The organism is Microaerobacter geothermalis (assembly GCF_021608135.1).
GTDB lineage: Bacteria > Bacillota > Bacilli > DSM-22679 > DSM-22679 > Microaerobacter > Microaerobacter geothermalis.
Genome location: NZ_JAKIHL010000009.1, coordinates 51,758 through 75,050, shown reverse-complemented (window position 1 = coordinate 75,050; position 23,293 = coordinate 51,758). Strand labels below are relative to the sequence as shown.

The window sequence follows — 23,293 nt, the reverse complement described above, 5'->3', positions numbered from 1 at the left end:
GATCAGAGACAAACAGTAATTTGATATTCGTGCTCGCAGCAACAGGAATTTGTGCTCAATGATCGATGCTGTCCGTTTAGTTCGCGGGGTCTGATATTGCTACCACCATAAAGATTTACGACTTACCATTCCCCTGTTCAATTTCCATTATGAGAAGATGACGATGATACAGTAACTAGGTAACTACTGGATGGAATTATTTTCATGAGAATTTGTGACCCTGCGGGTCATGTAAGTTTAGTTCAGGATCTATAGATTAGAGAATAATGGCGATTAATCCTCCAGAACCCTCATTGGTAATTCTCTCTAAGGTTTCTTTTAGCTTATATCTTGCATTGTCAGGCATCATAGATAACTTTGCGGTAATTCCTTCCCGTACAATGGAATGCAGGGAACGGCCAAAAATTTCCGACTCCCAGATCGCTTGTGGATTTTCCTCAAAATCCTGCATTAAAAAGCGAACCAGTTCCTCACTTTGCTTTTCAGTACCAATTATCGGTGAAAACTCTGATTCAACATCGACTTTAATCATATGGATGGATGGAGCAATTGCCTTTAACCGGACACCAAACCTAGCCCCCTGACGAATAATCTCCGGCTCATCCAAACTCATTTCATTCAACGAGGGCGGAGCAATGCCATAACCGGTTTGCCTTACCATATTCAAAGCTTCTGCCACTTGATCATACTCTTTCTTAGCATGGGAGAATTCCACCATTAACTGAAGGAGATGATCCTTTCCTCTTATTTCTTCTCCAACAACCTCCATTAAAATTTGATCATACAATTCATCTGGAGCTAGCAAGTCAATTTCAGCAATACCCTGACCCATATTCATATCCGAAAGTGACGCCCTCTCAATAAAATCATAGTGATCAAAATAACCGACAACCCGGTCCACATCCCTTAACCGTTTAATATCCTTCACCGTTTCTCGAACGGCTTCCTCATAATTTTTCCTCAACCAATGATCCTGATTTAAAACCATTACCCAGCTGGGAAGATTGACATTTACCTCATGGACAGGGAATTCAAACAATACCTCCTTCATAATTAACAGAATATCGTCGCTGTCCATTGTGTCTATACTAAGGGCCAACACCGGTATATCATATTTTTCCGCCAACTCAAGCCTCAATGCTTCTGTTTCTTCGCTGTGGGGACGAGTAGAGTTAATTACCATCACAAAAGGCTTACCAACATCCTTCAATTCCTCAACTACCCTTTCTTCTGCCACAATATAGGATTCCCTGTCAATTTCTGTGATGGTTCCATCTGTTGTTACCACGATTCCAAGAGTAGAGTGATCTTGTATTACTTTTCTTGTTCCGATTTCAGCGGCTTCTTGAAAGGGGATCGGCTCTTCATACCATGGAGTAGACACCATACGCGGCCCATGCTCATCTTCATACCCCTTCGCCCCTGTTACCGCGTATCCCACACAATCTACCAATCTTACATTTATATTCAGTCCTTCTGTTACATGGATCTCTACTGATTGGTTGGGAACAAATTTGGGTTCAGTCGTCATGATTGTTCGTCCCGCAGCACTTTGCGGCATTTCATCAGTAGCTCTTAGTCGATCTCCTTCATGGGAAATATTAGGGAGAACAACATGTTCCATAAACCGTTTGATGAATGTAGATTTTCCTGTGCGAACTGGACCTACAACCCCTACATAAATATCACCGCCGGTCCGCTCAGCAATATCTTTAAAAATATCAATACGCTCCACGAGATCCCCTCCTAAAAAGTGTTAACGTATGGCTTAACAACTGCCTCGTACATAGATTTGGACAGTATAAATATATGAATCTTTCCCATCAATATGACGTAATTCAAAAAAAAATGAGCAGATCATCTCTGCTCATTTGATTCCCATCCCTATCTTAGCTGATTCCCTTCATCCTTAAACAAAAATACAGGTTCATTATTTTTAAGGGTATATTCAAAGGATGCGACGGGTACAAAATACGAATCATTTACAAGCAAATCCCGAATATCCTCTCCATCAGGCGGAAGCTGCACCACTTCTTTCAGCTTAATCATCAAGTCCATGCTGTAATCAATTCCAACTTTTCCATTTATATCCATTATCACTGGCAAGAAATTAGAAGTGAAAGGGCTTTTTATTTCTGGAGCCTTCCGGTTTAATTGTGAAAAGTCAATGGTAAAATAATTTTTGTCAATCATGCTTTTCACAGGCAATGCCGTCGTTTTGTATTTGTATAAATTAACCCTTCGTTGAATGTCGTTAATCTCATTTAAAAGGTATAAATTTAGCAATTTCACCTTTGGCTCAGTTTCAACATCAACAAGAACATATTTGTATATTCCCCCATTTTCAAAGGCGTTTGTGGGTACAAAAGGAATGTAACGGGGGACAAGTTTTCCAAAATCAATGATATATTTTTCATAAACAGGAGTGTCTGCCGGCCGGGTTTCAATGGGCAATACGGTCGTCTCTTCCTGAAATTGCTCAACAGCTTCCTGGACCATTTTCACACTTTGATCCACCGGGATATTCTCCATCCTTCTTTCTTGCGGATACATGCAGCCTGTCAAAAAAATAGCAACTAAAAGAAAAAGAATCATTCTCTTTCCCATCTAAGGGTCCTCCTAAAGCAGATCTTCTTTATTTGCTGCCTGAGCTGCCAATTTTGCCCTGACTACTGCTTTAAACGGATCCTCGGGAATTTCTATGGATCCGCCACCTACCACGTTCAACTGGCATGCCAACCGGTACCCATCTTTTATTTGATTCTCCGATAATCTCCTTCTTTCCAATTCATTGACCGGTGAAAAATTTCCATTGATTACTTTTATTTTACAAGATGAGCAGGAAGCTTTTCCATTACACTTAGATGAAATAAAAACCCGGTTCTTTTTGGCAATCTCCAAAACTGTTAGTCCTTGATTTCCAATCACTTTCTTTCCTTCCGGTAATATCAATAGCTCTACTTTCATGATTTTCTCCTCTGTTGTTTTTATTTTCTCCCTTTCATGAGAGTTCTAGCCAGTTAAAAAATCACCCGCAAACCAAAAATAAAAGCTGGTATTAGTAACAAATAAGCAAAAATAGTAACAATACGCTTTAAAAAACCGTGCAGTTTATGTCTGGCTAAGGTGATTAATAAATTTGCCAATATGAGTAAAAAAATAGCAATAAATGCTTCTAACATCACAAATCACCCAATCCTTGTTTATGAAACAAGATAATTTTTGATATGAAAATACCTTTTCATATCAATTTGTGACCCGTAGGGTCATGGATGTTTAGTTTCACCCAAATCATTTGAAATAATTATATCATAAGTTATCCCGGTTCAGAACCTATGTCAAGTTACTCGCATATGATATTATGAATTAAGATCGGGATATGGGGGGAAAATGATGACCCAAAACGAAAAATGGCGAAATCCTTACGCCATTAAGCCCTTGCAGAAAAAGCGAAATGTTGATCTGCAAAAGCCTCGTTTACCCAGAAATTCTGTAAAGCCTATGCAAAAGCAAAAGCTTAAATCGATTAAAGCGGACTCAGATCTCTCTTCGGTAGGGCCTATTGAAGACTTTTCACCACTTAAAGACAGACTGACCAGATTTAGAACAGGAATTAGAGATGCGAGCACAAGTATTCAAGAACTGGAAAGAACCATGGATTCCTTATACAACCTGCTTGAAAAAATGGAGAAATTCAGCTATTTGAAACGAAGGATTGGAAGGAATTCACCTAATTTATTAAATAGCATCAGCAAAATTGATTTTGAACAAATCGGTAAATTTTTGCAATCACCGCTGGTGCAAGCACTTTTGTCCAACGATGATAGAGAGGAAAAGGGTGACTAGCAGTAGTCACCCTTTGTCATTCCACATTTTTTTAACCTTGCTGACATCACTGGGGGTAATTGGATGGTCCTTTAAATATTTAAGGATTTTTTCTTCTTTTCCCTTTGACAGAGGCACATTTACTGCTTTGGATAATTTCCTAACCAATTCCTTTGCCTTATCTTCGTCGTTTAAGTCACCTGGTGTTACACCATTCGCTAATTTCTTTAATGCATGTTCATCCAAGTTTCTAGTTTTCTTTTTTAATTTGTCAAACATATCCTTAGAGAAACGATTACTCATTTTTAATCCTCCTCATTACTTTGTCAAAGTATCATATGAGAAGGATGCTGAATCGGTGCATTATTTGGGAAAAGGAAACATGTGTGAGGCAATTTCCTCCATTTCATGGGTTCTACCTCTTCCCATTAAGTCCTCTACGGCATGTTTAGGATTTTTACCCTCAAACAAAACTTTGTAAAGCTGGGCAGTAATTGGCATTTCCACTTCTTTGTACAATGACAGTTGATGGGCAGCCTTTGTTGTTTTCACCCCTTCTACAACCATCCCCATGGAGCTGAGTACTTGATCAAGGGATTGACCCTGCCCAATCATATAGCCAGCCCGCCAATTACGGCTATGCTTGCTCGTACAGGTGACGATTAAATCTCCAACTCCAGCCAGACCCGCAAATGTGAGGGGATTGGCACCTAATTCAACGCCTAATCTGCCAATCTCAGCAAGTCCTCTCGTCATCAAAGCTGCCTTTGCGTTGTCTCCGAATCCCAACCCATCCGATAGTCCCGCGCCCAGTGCAATAATATTTTTTAAGGCTCCACCAATTTCCACTCCAATCACATCGGGGTTAGTATATACGCGAAAGTGTTGGTTAATAAATATATCCTGAGCCTCTTCAGCGCTCTTCATATCTTCTGAAGCAACGACAATAGTAGTAGGAGAACGATGACTAACCTCTTCCGCATGGCTGGGCCCGGATAGTACTACTAATCGGTTATGGAATAGAGGCGAAATCTCCTCACGAATCACTTCACTCATTCTCTTTAAGGAATTAATCTCTAATCCTTTTGCAGCATGAACAATTAAAGTATCCTCGCATAAATAAGGGGAGATTTTTTGTGCCATTTCTCGAATCACATGGGAAGGGACAGCCAATAATACCATCCTCTTATTTTTTATTGATCCATCTATGGATGAAGCAGCATAAATGGAGTCAGGAAGAATCACTCCTGGCAAATATTTTTCATTGGTATGTTGTTCATTAATCTCTTCAACCTGTTTCTCTTTTCTTGATACCAACGTAACTTGATATCCATTATCAGCCAACACAATAGAAAGGGCTGTACCCCAACTCCCTGCACCTATGACGATCACTTCATTGTTCATTTAGGACATCCCTCCTGTTATAGAGACTGTTTAAAAAATTACTTATTCAACAGTCCCTTATAGGCTTCGCTTAGAATCTCCCAACCTTCTTTCTTTACCCTTCATAAGATTAATAATATTTTTGTAATGTCGAATATAAGCCAGAATCGTAATGAGCAATCCTACGTACAAATATATCAACTCATAATCTAAAAAATATATAAAAACAGATAACAGGGTAGCAAAAATCAGCGAACCCAAAGAAACATACCGAGTAATAACAATCGATAAAATAGCGAAAATTCCTGCGAAAAATGCTGCTTTAAATACAAGAGTTGCCATTACCCCTATAGTTGTTGCTACTCCCTTTCCACCTTTAAAATGAAAGAATACCGGCCAATTATGTCCGACGATAGAAGCCAATCCACTGGTGATCATGATCGCATGACTTCCATCCCCCAGATATTTTGCAGTCAAAACGGAAGCAACTCCTTTTAGTACATCCAATAAAAACACCAATGCAGCAGGGCCTTTTCCCAATACCCTCAAGGTATTGGTGGCCCCAGCATTGCCACTGCCGTGCTGGCGAATATCAATATTGGCTAGTTTTTTTCCTACAATGTAACTAAAGCTGATCGAACCAAGCAAGTAAGCGAGAATTATTGAAATGATCCATTCCACATTGTCACTTCCCCTTAAGACTTTTTCCTCGTGAATATACGTATTGGTGTCCCCTCAAATACAAAGCTTTCCCTAATTTTATTTTCTAAGTATCTTTCATAGGAAAAATGCATCAATTCCGGTTCATTCACAAACACAACAAATGTAGGAGGCTTCACAGCCACTTGGGTTATATAATAAATTTTCAGCCTCCTTCCTTTATCAGCAGGAGGTGGGTTTAAAGCAATGGCATCTGCTAATAGATCATTCAGCACTGAGGTTGATACCCTCATAGAGTGATGTTCAGCCACTTCATTGATTTTCGGAAGAATAGCAGATACTCTTCTTTTAGTTTTGGCTGAAACAAATAAAATCGGGGCATAATCCAGGAATTGGAATTCCGTTCTAATTTCTTCGGTAAAACGCTGCATTGTCTTATCATCTTTTTCAACGATATCCCATTTATTTACAACGATGATAACTCCCCTGCCAGACTGATGGGCATAACCGGCTATTTTTTTATCTTGCTCAATAATTCCCTGATCCCCATCTAAAACAACCAGAGCAACATCTGAACGCTCGATGGCTTTCAAAGCCCTAAGCACACTGTATTTTTCTGTTCTTTCGTAAACCTTACCCCTTTTTCGCATTCCAGCCGTATCAATTAGGACATATTTTTGATCTCCGATTTCAAAGGGCGTATCAATGGCATCTCGGGTTGTCCCGGCTATTGGACTGACGATCACACGCTCTTCTCCCAATATGGCGTTTACAAGGGATGATTTTCCCACATTAGGTCTGCCAATTAGGGAAACCTTGATTACTTCTTCCCCATAATCGTCATCATCATTTTCAGGAAAATATTGAATCACTTCATCTAAAAGATCCCCTATTCCCAAGGCATGGGAGGAGGAAATTCCAATAGGCTCCCCAAATCCCAATTCATAAAACTCATAAACCTGATGAAACATATTGGGATTGTCCACTTTATTTACAGCTAACACCACCGGTTTTTTTGATTTGTAAAGAATTTTGGCAATCTCATGATCGGATGGCATTAATCCGGATTTGCCATCAACCATAAAGATGATGACATCGGCCTCATGAATGGCTAATTCCGCCTGTTGTCTTACTTGAAGAAGAAACTCGTCCTCCCCTTCTATTTCAATACCACCCGTATCAATAAGATGAAACGTTCTATCCAGCCATTCGGCTTTACTGTATATGCGATCCCTTGTTACTCCTGGGCGATCCTCAACGATTGCAATTCTTTCGCCAACAAGTCGGTTAAACAATGTTGATTTTCCTACATTGGGTCTACCAACAATGGCTACAACTGATTTTGCCATGCAAGTACTCCTTCTCTAATTACTTTTTACCGCTTTCACATCTCTATATATTCTAAGCTGAAAACAAACTTCGTGCAAGCAATAGGATAACAAGTTGGACCAATTTCGAAAATGCAATAGATCTAATGTAATGGAATAACGGACTAAACACAGGATGTTCATGAATGCCTGACAATAATGAGGATCCCCTTGTCTACTTCATGGGCAACTCCGTCCAATATTTTCTCTAGGGTAAATGAAATCTGCTGTAATTCTTCTTCATCCGATACGTAAAAAAACGGACCAGTTCCGCCGATTTTTTCCGGGTGCATGGTAATGACAGCTAAAATCACTTTTTCAAGGGTGGTCCCCATCATTCTTCACCCCCCTGAACTGAAGTTTCCCCAGGAAGTCGAACCGCACTTTCTAATACAGGGATCTTCCCGATGATTTCTATTGCTTTTTGTATATCCCTCTCTTGGGGCAGTAGAAAGACCCCTAGTCTTCCCGTGGACAAATCACGTTTTGCCAGTGGGACAAGGGATGGCTCCCCGGTATCTCGATATACTCCTAATATGGTAGAGACATCATGTAAGATCGCTTGCCGCTGTCCCAAGTTTGCAATGGTAGCCACACTGTTTTTATTTTTGGGAGTGATGATAAATCCTAATGCATGTTCTTTTATCTTCTCCCGGGAATCCACTAACCCTATATTCATAATGTAAATATCTCCCACATAGATGTTAGGTCCGTCAATACGAACCTCTTCATGTTTGATATCCACAATATCTCCCAGTTTCTTTCCCCCCATAAACAGCTTATCGATGAGAAGGGCCAATGTTCCCACAAGAATTCCTACCTTCCAGGTGAATAATACGGATGCCAAAGCCGTCACGAAAGAAGTAAAGATCACCAGATAATTTCTCCCTTCAAAGACCATGGCAATTCCCTCAATATAGGTTGCCCCCCTTGGCACAAGTTCCATTTTATCCAATTCAGTCAATGTGTTCCGCTCCATATTCCTAACATCTCTAAACTGTTGGGCCGCTAAACCCAGGAAAGTTATTGCGGTATAATCCTGCTTTAACAACGCTGGAACAGCAACGGAACCAAGGCCAGCAGCGATCAGACCAAGGGAAATATGGATTACCCTACCATGGGGATAGGTAGGGTATTGACGATAATCGGTTTTTAACATGATTAGCCGAGAAAAAAAACCAAACAAAACGCCTAATATAACAGCTGTTGTATACGTACTGACGAAATTCACCTTCTTTACACCTGCTTTAACACTCTCTTCTTTACCCAGGTTAAAATTCCTATTTTTGAGAGAACACTTTTAAGAATTGCTCCGATCATTAAAGAGGACCAAATGACATCCAGAAAGAAACTGGTTCCTATCACAGAATTGGGAACATCATTTTTGAGATGCCATTGGAACGCTGCTTCTCCAATCAGAATTCCGATTCCTATAAACCAGATCATCTGCTCTTTATTTGCAGCAATCATAATCCCAATGATCGTCACAAGTCCTGTTAACATCCATCGCTCATCGTAAACCAACAGGACAGGATCCATGCGCACCAACATCCGAAATAATAAATATACAGAAGAAATCAGCAAGGCAGATGCCACGGTTGCAGGCAAATGATCTCCTAAAATTTTTTCCCCAAAATAGAGAAAAAAAATTGCGAATATCATAAATCCGCCATTGATCTTAAATTGTCCAAACTGAATGTTAAAAAATAGCATAACAAAATACAATAATGAAAAAACAGCAAACAACCATACTTTCATTCTTAATTTTGACAACCAACCGTCCATCCATCCGCTAAATAACACGATATTTACAAACCAAAAGATCATGAATGAGACAATACCCGGCTTCATAAAACATCACCCACTTATGATCCATCATTACATATTCATAGTATGTATCAGAAAGGTCAGTTTTAGACGAAAACAGAACCAAAGATTTGCACCTACAGCGAGTCGAGTTCAGCCAAAACGTTGCTAAAGTCCGCTTCCAGGCTTAAGAACGGAGTCCTCAAGAACATCTGGGTATTATGATGATGGAGTCAGCTTGAGGGTGCAAAAGGGAGAAGAAAAAGAGAACGGTGATTTACCGTTCTCTTTTTCTTCGGGCAAATGAAGCAATATCAACTCCTCTTAATTTTGCCCATTCTGCAGTTTTACCCATAATAACCAAAGGTGTCCTTTTCAATTCTTGTATGTTAGAAATTCCTAACGCCGCCATCACCAGACGTAATTCATCCAAAATTGACTTCCCTTTTTTTATTGCTTCTTCAATGCCGGATTCATAAACAGATTTTAAAAAAGGCCTGGCAATCCCTACGGCATCGGCACCCAAAGCAATCGCTTTTGCTACATCCAGGCCATGATATATGCCGCCGGAAGCAATGAGTTGAACATGGCAGCCCCTTCCTTCCAATAAACTTTCTGCCGTATGAATTCCCCACTGGTTAAAAAGGGGAAACGGGTTTTCATTTCTTCTCTTATTTTCAATCTGAGCAAAATTGGTTCCGCCAAATCCGCCAATATCTACTGCATCCGCTCCTATTTGGCTAAGAAGAAGGATTTCCTCCCTTGCCATTCCAAATCCAACTTCTTTTACAATAACAGGAATCGGCATCTCTTCTATAATCCTTCTGAGACGTTCAATCATACCCTTGAAGTTTTTATCCCCTTCAGGCATAACCAACTCTTGAACAGCATTCAAATGAATCTGGATGGCATTAGCCTCTATCATTTCAACGGCTACTTTGGCCTGTTCAATCGTTGCTTCAGACCCGAGATTGGCAAAGAGAATACCATTTGGGTTCTCTTTCCTTACGATAGAATAGGAAGAAGCCAAGGAGGGATCCATTACTGCAGCCATTTGAGAACCTACAGCCATAGGAAAATCCAGTTCCCTTGAAACAATGGCAAGAGATTGATTAATCTTTTCTGACTCTTTGGAGCCCCCAGTCATGGCATTAAGGATAATCGGCGAACTCAAAACCAGTTCGCCGATTATGGTGTTTAATCGAATCTCATCTAGATTAATATTGGGTATGCAATTATGGACAAATTGAATATCATTCAAGCCATTCCCAAATATTTGTTCCTCTGTGGAAAGGGCCAATCGAATATGTTCCGCTTTCCGCAACTCTCTCGACATGAAATCACCTTATTTTAAATTGCGTAATTTATCCCCCAACACATCACCCAATGTAACACCCATTCCGGATGATGTATATTCCTCTTTATGTTTTTCAACCACCTTTGCTGCTTTCTCCTGTTCAACTTCTTTGATGCTAAGACTGATTCGTTTTTCTGCGAGATTCATGTCAATAATTTTGGCTTCTACTTCCTGACCTTCCTTTAACACCTCGCCAGGAGTCCCGATATGGCGGTTTGCAATTTGAGAAATATGAACCAAACCTTCAACCCCGGGAGCAATTTCTACAAATGCTCCAAAGCTTACCAATCTTTTTACAGTCCCCTTCACTACATCGCCAATCTTGAATTTGGTTCCGGCTTCTTCCCAAGGACCGGGTAGGGTTGCTTTAATGCTTAAACTAATTCTTTCGTTTTCTTTGTCCACTTTTAGAACTTTCACTTTGACGACATCTCCCTCTTTTACAACTTCAGAAGGAGTGGCCACTCTTTTCCATGACAATTCTGAGATGTGAACAAGACCATCAACCCCGCCCACATCAACAAAAGCTCCAAAATCGGTAAGTCTCTGGACGGTACCTTCCAAAACTTCCCCTGGAGATAATTTTTCAAAGATCTTTTCCTTCTGTTGCTCCGCTTCTTCTTCCAAAACAGCGCGATGGGAGAGAATCACTTTATTTTTTTCTTGATCCAATTCAATAATCTTCACTTTTAAAGTACGTCCTTTATAATCTGAAAAATCCTCCACAAAGAATTGTTCTACATGGGAAGCAGGAATAAAGGCACGTACTCCCAAATCAACAACAAGGCCTCCCTTTACCACATCGGCAATAACAACATCAAAAGACTCGTTGTTCTGAACCTTTTCCGCCAATGTTTTCCATGCTTTTTCGTTATCAACAGCGCGTTTGGAAAGAACAAGTTCATCTTTTTCATCATTTAGGCGAATGACCTTAAGCTCCACCTCATCCCCCTCTTGTAAAACATCTCCCACCCTCTCTATATGAAGGCTGGAAACCTCACTGATGGGGATCACACCGTCAAATTTATAACCTACATCAACAAGGGCCTGTTTATCTTCCACTTTAGAAACCTTGCCCTTTACGATGTCTCCCACTTGTAATGTACTTACTTCTGTTAATTCATTTTGAATTTCTTCAACCATGATTTAGACCTCCTTAACATTCCGCCAGCAACTACTGGATAAATTAAATGTATACACTCACAAAGTCAAATCAGAATGACTTTGATGATACCGATAAAAATAGATTATGACTTATTGTTAATATTCCCCTGGTATGAATCAATTATTTCACCAATGGCATTCATTATTTTTTCACTTGCCATTTCTACGGTTTCATTCCCTTTTTGATCATAAAACATCGATAGATCCACAGGCGGACCAAAAATAATGGTAACAGGTCTAAAAAGACGATAAGGTCCAATAATAGCTGCGGGAATGACTACCGCTTTAGACTTCAAGGCGATGGAAGCTGCCCCCGGATATGGTTTTCCAAGTTTTCCGGTTTTGCTTCGGGTCCCCTCAGGAAAGATGCCTAAAACATTCCCATCTTTTAAAATCCGTAATGATTGCTTTAATGCCTGGATATCTGCACTTCCCCTTTTTACGGGAAAGGCGCCAAACTTCGTAATGAGATAAGAAAGTACGGGAATCCGAAACAATTCTTCTTTAGCCATGAAGTACACCTTTCTTTTAATAGCTGAACCTACCAAAGGCGGATCTAAATTATTAATGTGATTGGAACAAATAATGACCGGCCCGTTTTTGGGTATATAGTGAGTGCCTGCTATTTTCCAAAAATAGAGAGAGCGAAATAGTACCTGGAATAAGAACTTAAATATCTTATACCACATGTTACTCTCCTCCGCCTATTTTTGTTCGATGTATTTTAATAATTTTTGATACCACCTCTTCGATGCTATGTCCGGTTGTGTCCAAAATGACGGCATTTGAAGCCACCTTTAAGGGAAAATGCTCCCTTTCACTGTCCTTCTTATCCCGAAGTATAATCTCATCCTTTATTTGTTCCAAATCGGCCAAATACCCTTTGTTTAACAAATCCTGGTATCTTCTTAAAGCCCTTTCTTCAATGGAAGCCGTTAAAAATATCTTCGTATTAGCGTGGGGAAGAACATGGGAACCAATGTCCCTTCCATCCATAACAACATTGCTCTTGGAGGCTAGCTCCCTTTGACGTTCAACCAATTCTCGTCGAACTTGAGGCCACTTGGCCACCTCCGATACATGACGTGTCACTTCCGGGTCTCGGATAAATTCAGAGATATCTTCTCCATTCACATAAATTTTTTGTTCTTGATCACGATAAGGAAAGGAATAGGCCATATCCTGCAATAACGCAACCAACCCCTCCTCGTCATGGGGAGAAATTCCTTCCCTAAGAGCTTTCCAAGTAAGAGCCCGATACATCGCCCCGGTATCAATATAGGTATATCCCAGCTTTTGTGCAAGAATTTGGGCAACTGTACTCTTACCTGCTCCTGCCGGACCATCGATGGCAATGGATAAAAAATGATGATTCATTGTTCACCTCTCAAGAAAAATTACGATTTTAAAAAGAATAAAGCAGGGGTTGCCTGCTTCATAAGTTTTACCATTATTCGATTCATTTTAAAATGAAAAATGACCGGCGAGTTAACGACAAAGACAACAGGACAATCAACCCTTATTCACTTACTTTTAACTATATCATAGGTTTTTTAGGGAATCAATGGGAATGACTTGCTCCAATCGATCTGTTCTCACCCATTGATTACGGAAGGCAGAAAATTGAAGTAGCAATTGCGATATAAATAAAAAAATAAAAAATAGAATGATACCCCGAATTATCCATTTTTCCATAAAGGTTGAGAAATGGATAAATCGTTCATCATATGTTTTTTGTTTGCCATTCATTGATGATCCCTCAATCCTAATGAGACTGTTGAAACTCCTATTTATAGAATGTTCAAAAAGTCCGGTAAAAAGTGCTGTCTGAACAGGCTCTTTATAATGAGTCAAAGTAGCCTTTTTTTCGCAATTCCAGCTGTCTTTCAAAACAATACCTGACTAATTTTTGTTGGTCCTGGTTTGAGATTTGATCAATCTTTAATGAAACCCATTGATGCAATCCTTTTTCTTTAGGCGGCTCCACGCGAAGTACTTTGCCAATGAAATTGGCATGGGTTACGCCTCCAGTCCTTAAAGGAAGAACCAACCAGCAAACCAACTCATCATCTTTTTTTAATAGAACTTGTTCCTCACAGGTAAAGGCAACTCCGCCACCGCTGATATCCCTTGTTTTAACCAGAACATGCACCCCGTTTTTTCCACCCTGAATGGAAAGTTCCAATTCTGCAGGTACCCTTAAGAAATTCCTCCGCTGTGTTTTTTTTAATTCCTTTATTGAAGGAGTTTTTATGATTAACAAAGGAATTTGGTCTTCTTTTCTGCCCAGAATTTGTGTTTTGAATTGTATACGGGAACCGTCAGCAGCGATATACCAAACTAAGATCTCAGTACCCGGTAAGAATATTTTCATTCTGCCTGTCGTTACTTCCAGAGGAATTTCTGTGGCAATATAATGCTCATTTCGGTCGGCTACCCTTGCTTTATATTCCTTTTTCACTTCTTCTTCATCAGTTGTCAGAATCTGAAAAAAAAGCATCTGGTTAATGGTTGGATACATATTCCCTCCCCCTGTAAAATGAAGCTTCTTCCATTATACAGGAAGATGAGAAAAAGGGGGAGTACCCCCATTTTTTCAGATTGCTTCCTCTTCCTTCAGTTTTTCAACTTCTTCCTCTTCTCCTGTAAGGGCATTAATATAGATACGATAGGTCTCATCATTTAATGTCGTTAAAAATTCATAAGTAAGAACTTCTTTGCCACCGTCACTTTCAATCAGCACCAATCTGCTTTCTTGTACTTTCACATTCCCGTTTACCTTGGATCGGGCTTCATTTTCTGACAAAGCTGGTCTTGGAATCTCCCGTTTTGTGTGGGATAAGAGATACTCTTCTGCATTAAGACCAATCACTTCACCTTTATCCAATGCAACTTTGACGGTGATGGCATCGGGGTAGACAAACACATTCCCCTGCTTATACACAAAGGTAAAGAGACCCAAATTATCATATTGGTTCATTTTTATGGATTCCATGGGAGGGTAACCATGCCTTTTTAAAAATTGATCAGCCTTGACCCTTGCCTGTTCAAGATCTATTTTGGGTTGTGCTACATCCCTGTTATTTAAAAACCATATGACATGTCCACCGGTTTTAGTAACATCCATTTTTATATCCTGCTTTGATTTTGGGTTATCCAATGAAATACTGTATGACTTATATTCAAGCCCTTCTTTGTTTTCAGAAACCTTCAATACGGATCCTTTAGGTAACCCCAGATAAGAATATGCTTTTTCTTTCGCTTGTTCTGCTGTAATTTCCTTTCCTTTTATGTTTTTTATTCTTTCCTTTTTTCTTGTTTCTAAATTACTAACTGTTGCTCCCCAGTCAATGTCGTGATATTCCTGAACTTGTTTGTCCACAGTTTTAAATCCATCAATAATGGTATTATCCATTTGTTTATCCTCTGTTGCCAAAGCCGTCTCAACGTCCATCCAACGAAGCTGTTTATCGATAACCTTCGTTTGAACCCCATTTAATTCCTTTCTGATTTTTTTTGCAGAAGAATAAAGGGTGGATAAGGTCGCTTTTTCCTCTTGTGACAATGGCCTTTTCTCCAAATCCCGAAGGGCCGTTTGATATGAAAAATCAGCAATTTTTGCTAAAAACTCCTCTGTTTTATTAAAAGGCATCAGTGTTAATGGTAGTTGTCCCACATCTGATTGGGCAGCATACGCCAACCTCCAAATGTTGGTCAAACATTCCGTGGTCATTTTTCTTGAATTAACCGCTAATGTTCTGCCTATCTCATCTGTCAGCTTATCCATATGGTAATTCAAATCATGAAAGGCCCTTTGATACTGATTTTCTGCTTTGATCAGGATCGAATTTTTTTCTTGGTTTTCTTGATAACCCCAAAAGCCTACAGCAACGAGGGCAACAAGCAGAACAGGAAGTAAAATTCCACTTATCCATTTATACATCATCTGTCAACCTCCTACCTAGCGAAGATGTTTTTTCATATTTCTCACCTGTGGTCTGAACCGTATCCATTTATGAATGACAGCTGCTTCGGCAACATGACCAATGTAAGGTGCATTGGATATGTCCTCCATTGTTGAAAGGTTCTGCTTTTATTTTGAGTTGATAGGAAACTGATTATACAAAAAAAAAGAGACAATTATTTTGCCCCTTCAAAATTGATCGGAAGATATTTTGAAATCTTTGTCATTATCACATAAACAACGCTTAAATCCTGTTTCAAGCTTTCCCCCTTTTGTAACGGTACCTCTTAACGTATATCTCTCTCCGCACTTGTTGCAGCGGATGGTCACCTTCAGCCGTTCTTTAACCACACGATTCTCCTCCTTCTTCAATCATACCCTTAGTCTTGACCAAATCCCATGTTTTTAGAATTGGCATGATAGACCATATGATGGGCCATTTTTACCCTTCTGAGACCGATCCACCACAATACAAACATGAAGGGAATGATTAAAGAAATATACCATATTCCATTAGAGGTTAAAATAAGATTAAACATACTGTGTAAAATAAATGGATATAAAAGGGATAAGAGCAAAAATTTCTTTTTTCTTGTAGTAAATTTTGCCTTGCCAAGGTAATACCCCATCACTACTGCAAACAGGGCATGGCCTGATACTGGAAGAAACGCACGAATCCACGCGATGGACAAACCATTGTTTAATAAATATATAAAATTTTCCATAGAGGCAAATCCCAAGGAAACGGCAACTGCATAGACGATCCCGTCATAAGGTTCATCAAACTCTACATGAGTAAAAACCGTGTAATAAATAATAAACCACTTAAAAAATTCTTCCAGCAAAGCCCCTGCTAGGATAGCATCTAAATAGGGAAAGGTTAACCAGCTGGAAAATACCCGCTGGAGAACCACAATCGGAAAAACAAGCAAAACACCAAAAATAAACTGCCTAACCACCAACCGCAAAGGTTCCATCTCATATTTGTCCTTTAAATAGAAATAGCTAAGCAATGCAATTCCCGGAGCAATCGCTGCTGTAATTAAAGAAAACATAATAATTCTCCTTTTTTATTTATCTTTTTTATCGTATCATGAGTCTCGACAAAAGAAAACTTTGAATGGAGTGGTCTTATGAAACACATCGTGGTGATTAATACCGGCGGAACCATTGCCATGGTTGAAAATGTGGAGTCTAAATCCGTAATGCCCATGGATGACAAAGCTTTGGAGACTTTTCTACCTCTTTTCAAGGACTACGCTAAAGTTACCATGGATAATTTTATGAATTTGCCCAGCCCCCATATTACCCCGGAAATGATGTATCAACTCTCAAAACGAATACTCCATTATGTTTCAAAACCAGAAATAGAGGGTGTCGTAATAACCCATGGAACGGATACTTTGGAAGAAACCGCTTATTTTCTTGATTTAACCGTTGAAACGAATAAACCCATCGTAATGACAGGGGCGATGAGAAGCTTCAATGAATTGGGATACGACGGACCGCTTAATCTGCTCAATTCCATAAGAGTTGCCGCCAATTCAGAAAGTATGAACAAAGGGGTATTGGTCGTTTTTAATGACGAAATCCACAGTGCAAAACATGTAACAAAAACCCACACCAGCAATGTAGCAACTTTTCAATCTCCAGGATTAGGGCCTCTTGGCACCATTTCCAAAAAAACAATTAATTATCAGCATCGTCCCCTTCACCAAGAAAAATACCGTATCTCGTCAATAACAAGTTATGTTCCACTCATAAAAGTGGCTGCCGGAATGGATTCGAGAATACTCCTTTCATTGGTCGATCAATCTCCGGACGGTTTGGTTATTGAAGCATTGGGACAGGGGAACGTTCCGCCAGCCATGCTAAAAGGGCTTCAGGTATATCTAGACAGAAAAATCCCAGTGGTGATGGTATCCCGTTGTTTTAACGGAATTGTTCAAGACATATATGGATATCAAGGCGGTGGAAAACAGATGAAAGAAATGGGAGTCATATTTGCCAATGGAATAAACGGACAAAAGGCAAGAATTAAATTAATGGTTGCATTGCAGGTGACTAAAAAGAGAGAAGAATTGGAGAAAATTTTTTCCAATTAAAGATGCGTAACTAAAGATTCACACATGCACTAGTCGAGTTCATACATTGGAAACTAACTTCAGTTGGAGTGTTCTTTTTCATCTGAAGTTTAGTTATGCCGCACAGGACGTGCAAATGTAGACAATGCAGCAGGACGCTACGTTTGTATCGATAACTTACAGGAGCCTACCGGCCACTTATCTCAAGATTATAAGCGCAAATACTGGTTCCATAGAATATTAAAAGGGTAGCCCATCCTTATGAGCTAACCCTTTCTTTCTATTCTAAACCCAATATCGAACTTTATACCCAACCTCTAAACCGGGATGCTTCCGCCATCTTTCTGACACCGACCATATAGGCGGCAAGCCTCATATTAACCCTTCTTGTTCTGGAAGTACGGTAAACATTATCAAAAGCTTTTACTAAGACTTCCTCCAACTTACTATTCACTTCTTCTTCGGACCAATAATAACCCTGATTATTTTGCACCCATTCAAAGTAGGAAACAGTAACCCCACCTGCACTTGCCAATACGTCCGGAACGATTAAAATTCCTCTTTCAGTCAAAATCTTGGTTGCTTCCCAAGTCGTGGGGCCATTGGCGGCTTCTACTACAATTTTCGCTTTGATTTTATGGGCATTTTCCTTCGTAATTTGGTTTTCAATAGCTGCTGGAACCAATATATCACAATCAAGCTGAAGCAATTCCTGATTGGTAATGGTATTCTTAAACAGTTTTGTTACGGTACCAAAGGAATCCCTTCGATCCAGCAAGTAATCAATGTCAAGTCCCTCGGGATTATGCAAAGCACCATAAGCATCGGAAATTCCGATAACCTTCGCACCGGCATCATGCATAAATTTGGCTAAATAGCTTCCGGCATTTCCAAAGCCTTGGATCACGACTCGAGCCCCTTCAATTTCAATTCCTTTCGTTTTTGCCGCTTCTCGGATACAGATGGTTACTCCTTTTGCTGTGGCAGATTCTCTTCCATGGGAGCCTCCTAAAACAAGGGGTTTCCCTGTGATGAATCCGGGGGAATCAAACTCCCTGATACGGCTATACTCATCCATCATCCATGCCATTATTTGCGAATTGGTAAATACATCTGGTGCTGGAATATCTTTAGTTGGTCCTACAAGCTGACTGATCGCACGCACATATCCTCTACTTAAGCTTTCTAATTCACGGAAGGACATTTCCCGGGGATCGCATACGATTCCTCCCTTTCCGCCTCCGTAAGGTAAATCAACAATACCCGCTTTTAAACTCATCCAAATGGATAGCGCTTTCACTTCATCCTCAGTAACATCTGGATGAAATCGTACCCCACCCTTTGTAGGTCCCACAGCATCATTATGCTGAGCGCGGTACCCGGTAAATACCTTTACCGTCCCATTATCCATTCTGATTGGAATTCTAACCGTTAACACTCTTATGGGTTCTTTAAGCAATTCATAAACTGGTTCAGGATAACCGAGTTTATCAAGAGCTTCCTTTATCACAGCCTGAGTAGATTGAAGAATATTTAGATTTTCTTCCTTCTCACTGTTTTGCTCCTGTCCGGCCATCACTTGATTTTCTCCCATGATTACCACCTCTAAAGATTGGTTATTTCAACTCTAATCCACGTCTTAGTATACACCCATCAGAGATTAATGAGAAGAAATTTCTTTATTTAATTCATAGAAAATCGCTTTCTCCTTATCAAAAGCAAATGAAACCTTTCCCAAAGTTCCATTTCGGTGTTTATCCAGACGGATAAGAATCTCCTCCCTTTCCTCATCCGATTCACTAACTCGATCTAAGGAGAAAATCACATCTGCTGACGCTTCCAGGTAGGAGAATCCCTTATCCTCTTTATCCGTATTTCTGGTAACTGCAACAATAATGGGAATATTCCATTGACGGGACCAATGATGGAGTATATACATGACCATGTAAGGATTTTCCACCCATTTGCTATCAGTTGTTTTGATGGGGACACGATGCAGATGATCAATAAATATGACAGGCGGTTTTCCTATGGTATGGGCAATTCTTTCTAAATAATGTTCCACTTCTTCCAAAGTTGTATCCATATTTCCTTCAACCGTCCATAAATATTTCGCCATTTCTCCATACGTTTTGTTTGCTTTCCCAATATCTTGAGGGTTTATTTTTCCTGTCAATATTTGCTGCGGAGATATTTTTAAAATACGCGCAATCGATCTCGACCACAATTCAAAGGTGGTCATATCCCATGTCACATACATCACCGGAATCCTTTGACCAGCGATTTGTTCGGCCATTTGCCGAAGAAACATCGACTTTCCCGAAGAAACGGTTCCTTGCAAAATATATAATCCTTCCTTTATCCCACCGCCCAACATTTGATCCAAACCATCAAATCCCGTTAAGACCCCCATATTCTTTCCGGTGTACCTCTTGAGATACTCCTCAAAAAATACAGTCAAATGCTTCACATCAGGGACAACGGGAACCGATAAATGGTCCTGAATGGTTTGGTTGATAATCTCAATAAAAATATTCAGTGGATTTTGGGCTTGGATAAATAAATGATTAATATCCTTAATCCCCTGAGGCAGGGGAAGGATATATACTTCCTTTGCCACTGAATCCAATCCTTGGGCAATTCTTCTGCTTTCTCTTCGTCCCATGTCGTCATTTGAAAAACATATAAAAACCCTTTTCCCAACAAAATATTTTTTATGGGATTCTTTAAAAATAACCGTTTGAGGCAGTGAAACCGCAGGCAACTGAACTTGTTCCAGAGAAAGGACATCAAAAATATTGCGGCAAAGAATAATATCATCAGAACCAGCCAGGGCCTTCATATTAAACAAAACATCTTCTCTTCCAATTAAAGCCTTATATTTGGGTTCTTTTCCTTCTTGAATATTCCTACCGATAATGTCCAACACTTCTCCATTCGGACCAATTATAGGAAAGATCAAATGATTTATAAAATACCCTGATATGTTTGATTTTCCTGCCTGAAATCCGATATGGGCCTTTTCAAAGCCAATGCGAAAGGCTTGGATAGTGTCTTTGGTTATCCCTCGATTTGTTAAGTATTGCTCCGCTTCCTCAGTTAATTGTCCTTCAAAGTACTTTACAAATTCCTCCAAATCCCTTGACGAGATACTTTGAGAAATAAACTGCTCTCCCATAAAAGCACCGCCGTTTCGATGATTTTATTTATTCAACGTGATCTTTACCAACTGATCAATCATATCTGAATAGTCCATACCAATGGCCCTGGCCGCATCAGGAAACAAACTGGTTTCCGTCATGCCAGGAAGAGTATTTACTTCAAGAATAACAGGATCAGAGCCATCTTTCGGAACAATAAAATCAACCCGGGAAAATGTCCGACATCCCAGCACCTGATGAGCTAAAACCGCCCATGATTGACATTTTTCCGTCATTTCCTGAGAGATTCTCGCTGGAATAATGTGGTCGCTCATTCCCGGAGCATATTTCGATTCATAATCATAAAAAGGATTCTTCGGAACAATCTCAATGACGGGAAGAGCCTTTATCCCCTTCCCTTTGCCCATTACACCAACCGTTACTTCAATGCCCTCTATAAATTCTTCCACCATGATCACACTATCGTATTGGGATGCCGTTTCTATTCCTTCAACAACTTCTTCCTCACTTCTCGCAATGGTTATTCCAATCGTTGATCCCTCTGAATTTGGTTTTATCACCAAGGGGAGGGATAAATTTATCCAAGGTTTTTCAATAGACAATTGGCTATCTTTGTTAATGATTACCTCTTTCGCCGTTCGGATACCTGCCTGAACAAACGACTGTTTCGCTTTATGCTTATCCATGGCAAGGGCACTGGCCAAAACCCCCGATCCAATATAAGGAATCTTTAATAAATCTAACAATCCCTGAACCCTACCATCTTCTCCATACTTGCCGTGGAGGGCAATATAAACTAAATCTACTTTTAAATCCGCCATTTGTTGTACTAAGTCTTTATTATCCGTAAAAAAAATCGGTTTGACAGAATATCCCTTTTCTGTCAAAGCGCGAATAACTCCCTCTCCCGTTTTTTTCGATACTTCCCTTTCAGTAGATTCTCCCCCATAAATGACACCAACCGTAATCATGAACAACACTCCTTCGCAAGATTCACTTTTCATTTTATCATTTATAAATAATATGCCATAATAAAAAAGGTTGAGAGAAATTATTTGAAAGGATGTCAAAATTGAGAAAAATTCTACTTGTTTTTGCCCATCCGGATGATGAATCATTTGCAACCGGGGGAACGATCGTAAAATATTCATCAATTGCAAATACGGAAATCCATCTCTTATGTGCAACTAGGGGGGAAGCCGGACAAACAGGTCATCCATCAATATGTACGAAAGAAGATTTGCCTTATGTCAGAGAAAAAGAGTTGCAAAAGGCTGCAAACATTCTGGGTATTGATCATATCCGTCTATTGGCCCACCGGGACGGAACCCTAGATAAAATTCCTACAGAAATTTTAGCCCAAGAAATTAAGGAATATATAGACGACTTTCACCCACAAATTGTGATTACCTTTCCACCCCATGGCATTTCCGGTCACCCCGACCATATCGCCATACAAAAGGCAACGATGGCAGCGGTGAAAGAAGCATCAATCGTTCCATATCTCTATTATATTACAATTCCTGAATCATGGGTTGGAAAACGTACTTCTCCCCCTTATTCGGACCCTGATGAATCCATACATGCAGTGATTGAATGTGCAGAATACAAGGATCAGGTGGCCGAAGCATTAAGGGCCCACCGAACACAAAATAAATCAGTTGACCGGGCTTTCCCTGGAGTAAATCAAGGAAAAAATGATTCCGTAAGAACGGCTAACCATTATATATTGGCGTGGCCGGAACGAACCCTTCATAAACCTCTTGATGCTCTATAGATGCGGAACGAACTCTATATTTTGATTGATAGATCGTGAAATTGCCAAAAACGGAAGGAAATGACCCTTCCGTTTTTTAAAGAACAACGCCTTTCTTTTGTGTTATCAAAAATAGTTACAGATCTTGGCGATGGCATTTTCATTGAGGATGCACTGTCCATATTCATCCAGTACAAATGTTGTGACATTACTTGCCTCACCAAATTCTGAAAGGATAGAAATGACATTATTTAATTGATCTTCGGGCCAATCAATTTCATCAAATACCAGATAATAACCATTCTGGTAATGATATAAACTGCCGCCGTCGATCGGATAATGCTCAATACGTTTGGCAAATTGAATTACATCTTCAAAATCTGAAAAACGGTATACAATCAAATCACTCTCTTCAAGGGTGACTTGCATTTCATATAATTCATCTTCTTCTTCACGGTCAACTGATTCCGATTTGCCTCTTGTTACGATAACAACCATGCCTTGTGCCGGAAGGGCAAATACTTCCACAGCCACGGGGCCATAAACTTCGAATCCTAATTCATAGTATGCCTGTTCCATCATTTCATTAAACAGTTCATGAATCTTGGGAACATCACGCCACATATCTTCCTTCTCTATTCCCCGCTCAACGAGGTCGTCAAAGGTAAGGAAAAAACGAATCTTGTCCTGACTTAGACGCTCAACCTTCATGATGACCCCTCCCTTGCCATCCAATGGTACTACAGATTATGTTGTTCTGCTAGAT

General features: G+C 39.8%; 26 protein-coding genes. 3 read left to right on the top strand and 23 right to left on the bottom strand.

The annotated features are described in order from the left end of the window. Positions 1-256: 256 nt before the first annotated feature. From spoIVA to L1765_RS05970, 4 genes are all read right to left on the bottom strand, one after another. A complete protein-coding gene (spoIVA, locus tag L1765_RS05985; protein ID WP_236405734.1) occupies positions 257-1,735 on the bottom strand; it encodes a stage IV sporulation protein A in 1,479 nt (492 codons plus the stop codon). 149 nt (positions 1,736-1,884) lie between these two features. Beyond that, a complete protein-coding gene (locus L1765_RS05980; RefSeq protein ID WP_236405733.1) occupies positions 1,885-2,607 on the bottom strand; it encodes a hypothetical protein in 723 nt (240 codons plus the stop codon). Positions 2,608-2,619: 12 nt separating this feature from the next. Continuing rightward, positions 2,620-2,967, bottom strand: a complete 348-nt coding sequence (locus L1765_RS05975) for a 2Fe-2S iron-sulfur cluster-binding protein (RefSeq protein WP_236405732.1) — start codon at positions 2,965-2,967, stop codon at positions 2,620-2,622. A gap of 53 nt (positions 2,968-3,020) precedes the next feature. Further along, positions 3,021-3,182 (bottom strand): DUF2768 family protein, encoded by a 162-nt coding sequence (locus L1765_RS05970; protein ID WP_236405740.1) that lies wholly within the window; start codon positions 3,180-3,182, stop codon positions 3,021-3,023. 211 nt (positions 3,183-3,393) lie between these two features. Here L1765_RS05970 and L1765_RS05965 point away from each other — a divergent pair, with 211 nt between their 5' ends. Beyond that, complete coding sequence (locus tag L1765_RS05965) at positions 3,394-3,846, top strand: hypothetical protein (protein WP_236405731.1); 453 nt, start codon at positions 3,394-3,396, stop codon at positions 3,844-3,846. Positions 3,847-3,852: 6 nt separating this feature from the next. On the opposite strand, the gene L1765_RS05960 is transcribed toward L1765_RS05965, so the two are convergent. The 15 genes from L1765_RS05960 to prsW form a co-directional block, all read right to left on the bottom strand. Continuing rightward, positions 3,853-4,128, bottom strand: a complete 276-nt coding sequence (locus L1765_RS05960) for a stage VI sporulation protein F (protein WP_236405730.1) — start codon at positions 4,126-4,128, stop codon at positions 3,853-3,855. 60 nt (positions 4,129-4,188) lie between these two features. Further along, positions 4,189-5,229 (bottom strand): NAD(P)H-dependent glycerol-3-phosphate dehydrogenase, encoded by a 1,041-nt coding sequence (locus L1765_RS05955; RefSeq protein WP_236405729.1) that lies wholly within the window; start codon positions 5,227-5,229, stop codon positions 4,189-4,191. A gap of 57 nt (positions 5,230-5,286) precedes the next feature. Next, positions 5,287-5,889 carry a glycerol-3-phosphate 1-O-acyltransferase PlsY gene (plsY, locus tag L1765_RS05950; protein WP_236405728.1) on the bottom strand — a complete coding sequence of 201 codons (603 nt, stop codon included), beginning with the start codon at positions 5,887-5,889 and terminating at the stop codon, positions 5,287-5,289. Between the two features lie 14 nt (positions 5,890-5,903). Next, positions 5,904-7,217, bottom strand: a complete 1,314-nt coding sequence (gene der / locus L1765_RS05945; protein WP_236405727.1) for a ribosome biogenesis GTPase Der — start codon at positions 7,215-7,217, stop codon at positions 5,904-5,906. Positions 7,218-7,375: 158 nt separating this feature from the next. Next, positions 7,376-7,573, bottom strand: coding sequence for a capping complex subunit for YIEGIA (locus tag L1765_RS05940; protein ID WP_407942208.1), 198 nt, complete (start codon positions 7,571-7,573; stop codon positions 7,376-7,378). Beyond that, positions 7,570-8,466, bottom strand: a complete 897-nt coding sequence (locus L1765_RS05935; RefSeq protein ID WP_236405726.1) for a YIEGIA family protein — start codon at positions 8,464-8,466, stop codon at positions 7,570-7,572. Before L1765_RS05935 ends, L1765_RS05940 begins: the two co-directional genes overlap by 4 nt. A 5-nt stretch (positions 8,467-8,471) precedes the next feature. Beyond that, positions 8,472-9,086 (bottom strand): YphA family membrane protein, encoded by a 615-nt coding sequence (locus tag L1765_RS05930; RefSeq protein WP_456238228.1) that lies wholly within the window; start codon positions 9,084-9,086, stop codon positions 8,472-8,474. A gap of 232 nt (positions 9,087-9,318) precedes the next feature. Beyond that, on the bottom strand, positions 9,319-10,377 hold the full coding sequence (fni, locus tag L1765_RS05925) for a type 2 isopentenyl-diphosphate Delta-isomerase (RefSeq protein WP_236405724.1): 1,059 nt from the start codon (positions 10,375-10,377) through the stop codon (positions 9,319-9,321). A 9-nt stretch (positions 10,378-10,386) separates the two neighbouring features. Beyond that, positions 10,387-11,541: a 30S ribosomal protein S1 gene (rpsA, locus tag L1765_RS05920; protein ID WP_236405723.1), complete on the bottom strand. Its 1,155-nt coding sequence runs from the start codon at positions 11,539-11,541 to the stop codon at positions 10,387-10,389. Between the two features lie 104 nt (positions 11,542-11,645). Then, positions 11,646-12,251, bottom strand: coding sequence for a lysophospholipid acyltransferase family protein (locus tag L1765_RS05915; RefSeq protein ID WP_236405722.1), 606 nt, complete (start codon positions 12,249-12,251; stop codon positions 11,646-11,648). A gap of 1 nt (position 12,252) precedes the next feature. Next, on the bottom strand, positions 12,253-12,939 hold the full coding sequence (gene cmk / locus L1765_RS05910) for a (d)CMP kinase (protein ID WP_236405721.1): 687 nt from the start codon (positions 12,937-12,939) through the stop codon (positions 12,253-12,255). Positions 12,940-13,402: 463 nt separating this feature from the next. Next, entirely contained in the window at positions 13,403-14,083 is a 681-nt protein-coding gene (locus tag L1765_RS05905; RefSeq protein WP_236405720.1) for a flagellar brake protein, read from the bottom strand. A 75-nt stretch (positions 14,084-14,158) separates the two neighbouring features. After that, positions 14,159-15,508, bottom strand: coding sequence for a germination protein YpeB (ypeB, locus tag L1765_RS05900; RefSeq protein ID WP_236405719.1), 1,350 nt, complete (start codon positions 15,506-15,508; stop codon positions 14,159-14,161). Positions 15,509-15,715: 207 nt separating this feature from the next. Further along, a complete protein-coding gene (locus L1765_RS05895) occupies positions 15,716-15,877 on the bottom strand; it encodes a hypothetical protein (RefSeq protein ID WP_236405718.1) in 162 nt (53 codons plus the stop codon). Between the two features lie 29 nt (positions 15,878-15,906). Continuing rightward, entirely contained in the window at positions 15,907-16,581 is a 675-nt protein-coding gene (gene prsW / locus L1765_RS05890) for a glutamic-type intramembrane protease PrsW (RefSeq protein ID WP_236405717.1), read from the bottom strand. Positions 16,582-16,659: 78 nt separating this feature from the next. On the opposite strand from prsW, the gene L1765_RS05885 reads away from it, so the two are divergent. After that, complete coding sequence (locus L1765_RS05885) at positions 16,660-17,631, top strand: asparaginase (RefSeq protein WP_236405716.1); 972 nt, start codon at positions 16,660-16,662, stop codon at positions 17,629-17,631. A gap of 283 nt (positions 17,632-17,914) precedes the next feature. Here L1765_RS05885 and L1765_RS05880 read toward each other — a convergent pair whose 3' ends face one another. From L1765_RS05880 to L1765_RS05870, 3 genes are all read right to left on the bottom strand, one after another. Further along, positions 17,915-19,186: a Glu/Leu/Phe/Val family dehydrogenase gene (locus tag L1765_RS05880; RefSeq protein ID WP_407942209.1), complete on the bottom strand. Its 1,272-nt coding sequence runs from the start codon at positions 19,184-19,186 to the stop codon at positions 17,915-17,917. Positions 19,187-19,270: 84 nt separating this feature from the next. Then, the gene (locus L1765_RS05875; RefSeq protein WP_236405714.1) at positions 19,271-20,788 is read right to left on the bottom strand and encodes a DnaB-like helicase C-terminal domain-containing protein; all 1,518 of its coding nucleotides are present in this window, start codon (positions 20,786-20,788) and stop codon (positions 19,271-19,273) included. A gap of 24 nt (positions 20,789-20,812) precedes the next feature. After that, positions 20,813-21,742, bottom strand: coding sequence for a D-alanine--D-alanine ligase family protein (locus L1765_RS05870; protein WP_268928732.1), 930 nt, complete (start codon positions 21,740-21,742; stop codon positions 20,813-20,815). Positions 21,743-21,834: 92 nt separating this feature from the next. Here L1765_RS05870 and L1765_RS05865 point away from each other — a divergent pair, with 92 nt between their 5' ends. Beyond that, positions 21,835-22,548, top strand: coding sequence for a PIG-L deacetylase family protein (locus tag L1765_RS05865; protein ID WP_236405713.1), 714 nt, complete (start codon positions 21,835-21,837; stop codon positions 22,546-22,548). A gap of 105 nt (positions 22,549-22,653) precedes the next feature. On the opposite strand, the gene L1765_RS05860 is transcribed toward L1765_RS05865, so the two are convergent. Further along, entirely contained in the window at positions 22,654-23,238 is a 585-nt protein-coding gene (locus L1765_RS05860; RefSeq protein ID WP_236405712.1) for a genetic competence negative regulator, read from the bottom strand. Positions 23,239-23,293: the final 55 nt, after the last annotated feature.

Coding starts and splice junctions, on each gene's coding strand:
- L1765_RS05980 (WP_236405733.1), bottom strand. CDS start 2,607: ATGGGAAAGAGAATGATTCTTTTTCTTTTAGTTGCTATTTTTTTGACA.
- L1765_RS05975 (WP_236405732.1), bottom strand. CDS start 2,967: ATGAAAGTAGAGCTATTGATATTACCGGAAGGAAAGAAAGTGATTGGA.
- L1765_RS05970 (WP_236405740.1), bottom strand. CDS start 3,182: ATGTTAGAAGCATTTATTGCTATTTTTTTACTCATATTGGCAAATTTA.
- L1765_RS05965 (WP_236405731.1), top strand. CDS start 3,394: ATGACCCAAAACGAAAAATGGCGAAATCCTTACGCCATTAAGCCCTTG.
- L1765_RS05960 (WP_236405730.1), bottom strand. CDS start 4,128: ATGAGTAATCGTTTCTCTAAGGATATGTTTGACAAATTAAAAAAGAAA.
- L1765_RS05955 (WP_236405729.1), bottom strand. CDS start 5,229: ATGAACAATGAAGTGATCGTCATAGGTGCAGGGAGTTGGGGTACAGCC.
- der (WP_236405727.1), bottom strand. CDS start 7,217: ATGGCAAAATCAGTTGTAGCCATTGTTGGTAGACCCAATGTAGGAAAA.
- L1765_RS05940 (WP_407942208.1), bottom strand. CDS start 7,573: ATGATGGGGACCACCCTTGAAAAAGTGATTTTAGCTGTCATTACCATG.
- L1765_RS05930 (WP_456238228.1), bottom strand. CDS start 9,086: ATGAAGCCGGGTATTGTCTCATTCATGATCTTTTGGTTTGTAAATATC.
- fni (WP_236405724.1), bottom strand. CDS start 10,377: ATGTCGAGAGAGTTGCGGAAAGCGGAACATATTCGATTGGCCCTTTCC.
- rpsA (WP_236405723.1), bottom strand. CDS start 11,541: ATGGTTGAAGAAATTCAAAATGAATTAACAGAAGTAAGTACATTACAA.
- L1765_RS05915 (WP_236405722.1), bottom strand. CDS start 12,251: ATGTGGTATAAGATATTTAAGTTCTTATTCCAGGTACTATTTCGCTCT.
- cmk (WP_236405721.1), bottom strand. CDS start 12,939: ATGAATCATCATTTTTTATCCATTGCCATCGATGGTCCGGCAGGAGCA.
- L1765_RS05905 (WP_236405720.1), bottom strand. CDS start 14,083: ATGTATCCAACCATTAACCAGATGCTTTTTTTTCAGATTCTGACAACT.
- ypeB (WP_236405719.1), bottom strand. CDS start 15,508: ATGATGTATAAATGGATAAGTGGAATTTTACTTCCTGTTCTGCTTGTT.
- prsW (WP_236405717.1), bottom strand. CDS start 16,581: ATGTTTTCTTTAATTACAGCAGCGATTGCTCCGGGAATTGCATTGCTT.
- L1765_RS05885 (WP_236405716.1), top strand. CDS start 16,660: ATGAAACACATCGTGGTGATTAATACCGGCGGAACCATTGCCATGGTT.
- L1765_RS05880 (WP_407942209.1), bottom strand. CDS start 19,186: ATGGCCGGACAGGAGCAAAACAGTGAGAAGGAAGAAAATCTAAATATT.
- L1765_RS05875 (WP_236405714.1), bottom strand. CDS start 20,788: ATGGGAGAGCAGTTTATTTCTCAAAGTATCTCGTCAAGGGATTTGGAG.
- L1765_RS05870 (WP_268928732.1), bottom strand. CDS start 21,742: ATGATTACGGTTGGTGTCATTTATGGGGGAGAATCTACTGAAAGGGAA.
- L1765_RS05865 (WP_236405713.1), top strand. CDS start 21,835: ATGTCAAAATTGAGAAAAATTCTACTTGTTTTTGCCCATCCGGATGAT.
- L1765_RS05860 (WP_236405712.1), bottom strand. CDS start 23,238: ATGAAGGTTGAGCGTCTAAGTCAGGACAAGATTCGTTTTTTCCTTACC.